The sequence below is a fragment of the Plasticicumulans sp. genome (genome assembly GCF_035331805.1).
GTDB lineage: Bacteria > Pseudomonadota > Gammaproteobacteria > Competibacterales > Competibacteraceae > Plasticicumulans.
Map to the genome: position 1 here is coordinate 1 of NZ_DAOLKE010000287.1, position 4,454 is coordinate 4,454.

4 protein-coding genes and 1 pseudogene are annotated in these 4,454 nt (G+C 69.4%); 3 read left to right on the forward strand and 2 right to left on the reverse strand.

Going from position 1 to position 4,454, the window contains the following annotated elements; all coding sequences use genetic code 11:
- Positions 1–242: 242 nt before the first annotated feature.
- Positions 243–989, reverse strand: a pseudogene (rluB, locus tag PKE44_RS15370) (23S rRNA pseudouridine(2605) synthase RluB); the annotation flags it as partial.
- A gap of 73 nt (positions 990–1,062) precedes the next feature.
- Positions 1,063–1,623: an SMC-Scp complex subunit ScpB gene (gene scpB, locus PKE44_RS15375; RefSeq protein WP_324552804.1), complete on the reverse strand. Its 561-nt coding sequence runs from the start codon at positions 1,621–1,623 to the stop codon at positions 1,063–1,065.
- Between the two features lie 194 nt (positions 1,624–1,817).
- Here scpB and PKE44_RS15380 point away from each other — a divergent pair, with 194 nt between their 5' ends.
- From PKE44_RS15380 to PKE44_RS15390, 3 genes are all read left to right on the forward strand, one after another.
- Entirely contained in the window at positions 1,818–2,366 is a 549-nt protein-coding gene (locus PKE44_RS15380; RefSeq protein ID WP_324552808.1) for a VOC family protein, read from the forward strand.
- Positions 2,367–2,631: 265 nt separating this feature from the next.
- Positions 2,632–3,498, forward strand: a complete 867-nt coding sequence (locus tag PKE44_RS15385; RefSeq protein ID WP_324552812.1) for an NAD(P)-dependent oxidoreductase — start codon at positions 2,632–2,634, stop codon at positions 3,496–3,498.
- A 232-nt stretch (positions 3,499–3,730) separates the two neighbouring features.
- Positions 3,731–4,454: DEAD/DEAH box helicase family protein (locus PKE44_RS15390; RefSeq protein ID WP_324552815.1), on the forward strand; the 724-nt coding region annotated here is incomplete at its 3' end.

Here is a 4,454-nt window from a genome sequence, read left to right on the forward strand (position 1 = left end):
GGACGGCCCGCGGATGCCGGGCGCTCGCCCGGGCGGCGCGGCCGGCCGCTGTCGCCCTGCGGGCGCGTGCCGTAACCGCCGACCGTGTCGTCGTCGCTGCGCGCCTTGCGGCCCTGCCAGGGCTTGTCACCGCGGCCCGCGCCGGTGCCGGGGCGCGCATCCGCTTTCGGGAAGGGCTTGCGCGCCCCGGCGCGCGGGCTGTCACCCGGGCGCGGACCGCGGAAGGCCGGGGTCTCGTCCTTCTGCGGCGGCAGGCCGACGGCAAAGCGCAGATCGTTGATCTGGCGCGCATCGAGCTCGGCCCAGCGCCCGGCGCGCAGGCCGCGCGGCAGCTCGATCGGCCCGTAGCGCACGCGCATCAGGCGGCTGACGGTCACGCCCTGCGATTCCCAGAGCCGGCGCACCTCGCGGTTGCGGCCCTCGCGCAGGATCACCTGATACCAGTGATTGGCGCCGCTGCCGCCGGCATCGACGATGTCGTCGAAGCGCGCGACGCCGTCCTCAAGCAGCACGCCATCGCGCAGGCGCTGCAGGATGTCGGCATCGACCGTGCCGAGCACGCGCACCGCGTACTGGCGCTCGATGCCGTTCGACGGGTGCATCAGGCGGTTCGCGAGTTCACCGTCGCTGGTCAGCAGCAGCAGGCCCTGCGTGTTCAGGTCGAGCCGCCCGACCGCGATCCAGCGCCCGTCGCGCAGCGGCGGCAGGTGCTCGAACACCGTCGGCCGGCCTTCGGGGTCATCGCGCGTGATCAGTTCGCCGTCGGGCTTGTAGTAGGCGAGCACGCGCGTGCGCCGCGGCGCGCTGCTCAGGTACACCGGCCGGCCGTCGACGCAGACGTTCTCGCTGCCTTCGATGCTCGCGCCGGTTTCGGCGACCGTGCCGTTGACGGTGACGCGGCCGGCCGCGATCCATTCCTCGATCTGGCGACGCGAGCCGAGGCCGGCGTCGGCGAGGGCCTTGTGCAGGCGGATGCTGCGCATGTTCATGTGGGGACTCCGGGAAAAATCCGCGCGGCGAGCGCCGGCGCGGCGGGGATGCGGACGGATTCGGGGCGCCGGCTCAGTCGCGGCCGGCCGCCCCGTGCAGTTCGGCGCCGATGACGGCCGGGTCGCGCAGTTCAGCGAGGGCCGGCAGGTCGGCGAGGGTCTTCAGACCGAAATGATCGAGAAATTCGCGCGTCGTGCCATACAGCGCCGGCCGGCCGGGGACCTCGCGGTGACCGAGCACGCGGATCCAGCCGCGATCGAGCAGCGCACGCACGATGCCGCTGTTGACGGCGACGCCGCGCACGGCCTCGATCTCGCCGCGCGTGATCGGCTGGCGCCAGGCGATCAGCGCCAGCGTCTCCAGCGTCGCGCGCGAATAACGTCCGGGCTTGTCCTCCCACAGGCGCGACACCCACGGCGCCAGCGCCGCACGCACCTGCAGCCGCCAGCCACCGGCGACCTCGACCAGCTCGATGCCGCGCGCTTCGAGATCCTGCGCCAGCGCATCGAGGGCCGCCCGCAGTTCGGCGCGCGCCGGACGCTCGGCTTCGGTGAACAGGCTCTCCAGCCGTTCCGGCGACAGCGGCTCGCCGGCCGCGAGCAGTGCAGCTTCGAGGATCAGCTTCAGTTGCATCGGACGAACGGGCTCCGGGCGCGCGCGCAAAGCCGGCGGCGCAGGATACGCGCGTCCCGTCCCGCACGCACGGCTGATGCGGTGCATCACGAAACCCGGCACCGGCGCCGCGCGTTTGCTATTCCCGTAGCCGTATCCGCCCGGACGCCGCCCTGATCGCGTCCGCCCGCCCGCCACCCGAGGAGTCGCCCGCGATGCCGGACACCCCCCTGCTGCCCCGTCGCCTGCATCACAATGCCTGGACCACGCGCGACATGGCCGCCACCCGTGCCTTCTACGAGGATGTGATCGGCCTGCCGCTGGTCGCGACCTGGTGCGAATCCGACCGGCTGTTCGGCAGGGTCCGCACCTATGTGCACTGCTTCTTCGGACTTGCCGACGGCAGCGCGCTGGCGTTCTTCCAGTTCGCCGATGCGCCCGATGCCGAGGAATTCAGCCCCCCGATCCCGGAAACGCCGTTCCATCACATCGCGCTGAAGGTCGACAAGCCGCTGCAGCAGGCGATCGAGCAGCGCATCGCGGCCGCCGGCTACGGCGAACCGCAGACCTTCGTGCTCGATCACGGCTACTGCCGCTCGCTGTACATCCGCGATCCGAACGGCCTGCTGCTCGAATTCACGCTCGACCCGCCCGGGGCCGAGCTGATCGCCCACGAACGCCAGACCGATGCCCGTGCCACGCTGGAGCGCTGGCTGGCCGGCGACCATGCTTCGAACAACTGCTATCGCGGCAACACCATCTGATCCTGCGCATGCAAAGCATGTGATACCGGTCACACCGGAGCACTCGGCTGTTCAGCTCCTCGCCCCTTGCGGGAGAGCGTTTGGGGAGAGGAGTCGAAAAACCATGCACTTACGTCTGACCGGCATGATCCGGCCGCCCTTTCCGCCGCGCTGCCCCCGGGGGAGCAGGACCGGCGCAACGCTGGCAGGGACGCATCCGCCCTGAGCCGCCTGCAACGGCCCTCCCGCCCTGACCTGACATTCCGCCCTGCGTACGGAGGCATTCATGGACATCGGTTTCATCGGACTCGGCAACATGGGCCTCGCCATGGCCCGCAACCTCGTCGGCGCCGGTCACCGCCTGCGCGCCTGGAACCGCTCGCCGATCGCGCCCGGCGCCCTGCCCGGCGCGACGCTGGTCGAAACCCCGGCCGAAGCCTTCGCCGCCGAGGTCGTGTTCACGATGCTCGCCGACGATGCCGCGATCCGCGCCGTGCTGCTCGATTCCGGCGTGCTCGCCGGCGCCGCGCCCGGCACCGTGCATGTGGTATCGGCGACCATCTCGCCGACGCTCGCCGAGGAACTCGAAGCCCTGCATCTCTGCGGCGGCCTCGGCTATCTGTCCGCCCCGGTGTTCGGCCGCCCCGATGCCGCGGCGACCGCGCAGCTCAGCATCCTCGCCGCCGGCGACCCGGCCACGCTCGCGAAGGTGCGGCCGCTGTTCGACGTGATCGGCCGGCGCACCTTCGTGCTCGGCGATCGCCCGGCGCAGGCCAACATCGCCAAGCTCGCCGGCAACATGATGATCGCGATGGCGATCGAGTCGATGGCCGAAGCCGTGGCGCTGACCGAAGCCCACGGCATCGACCGCGCGACCTTCCTCGACCTGCTGCTGCAGACGCTGTTCGGCTGCCGGGTCTACGAGACCTACGGCCACAAGATCGCCACCGGCGACTACTCGGCCGGCTTCAAAATGAGCCTCGGCCTCAAGGACCTGCGCCTCGCCACCGAAGCCGCGGGCAATGTCGATGCGCCGCTGGTGATGCTCAACGCCGTGCGGGCACGCATGAGCGCGGCAATCGAGGCCGGACTCGGCGAGCAGGACTGGTCCGGAATCGCGGATTACGGACTGCGCGGTGCAACCACGAGCTGAGGCTTCCGCGCGGCGAAGTCCATCCCTGACCTCGCCGCCGCACCGGCGAGCCGGTTCACGCGGCCGATTCGCCAGGCCGGCGATCATCAGGAGCTGCCCGCAGCAGCTTGCCCTGAAGGCACAAGAAAGCGGTGTCGCTGACCGGGGCCGTGGTGACCGGCATCAGCGAACCGCCCCTGCGGCTGTGCGAAGATGAGCGGACGGTAATAGGCCACGACAGACCGCGACAGGGATGAACAGGAAAACCCTTTCGGAACGCGACATCTGCACCCAGTGCATCACCCCGGCCCTCGCGGCGGCGGGCTGGGATTTTTCCACACAGGTACGCGAAGAGGTTTCCTTCACCGCAGGGCGGATCATCGTGCGCGGCAAGCTGCACAGCCGGGGCAGCAGGAAACGCGCCGACTACCTGCTGTATTACAAACCCAATCTGCCCATCGCAGTCATCGAGGCCAAGGACAACAACCATGGCCTGGGCGATGGCATGCAGCAGGGGCTGAGCTACGCCGAAACCCTCGATCTGCCTTTCGTCTTCAGCAGCAATGGCGACGGTTTCCTCTTTCATGACCGCACCGGAAACGCCGAGCCAGTCGAAACGGAACTCGCACTCGACCAGTTCCCGTCGCCGCTGGAACTCTGGCAGCGTTACTGCACCTGGAAAGGGCTGGCCACCGCCAAAAGTCGTGAAACCGTCGAGACGCCTTATCACGACGACGGCAGCGGGAAGTCACCGCGCTATTACCAGATCAACGCCATCAACCGCACCATCGAGGCCATCGCCCGCGGGCAGAACCGGATTCTGCTGGTCATGGCCACCGGCACCGGCAAGACGTTCACGGCCTTCCAGATCATCTGGCGGTTGTGGAAATCGAAAGCGAAGAAGCGGATTCTGTTCCTGGCCGATCGCAACATCCTCGTCGATCAGACCCGCAACAACGACTTCAAGCCGTTCGGCC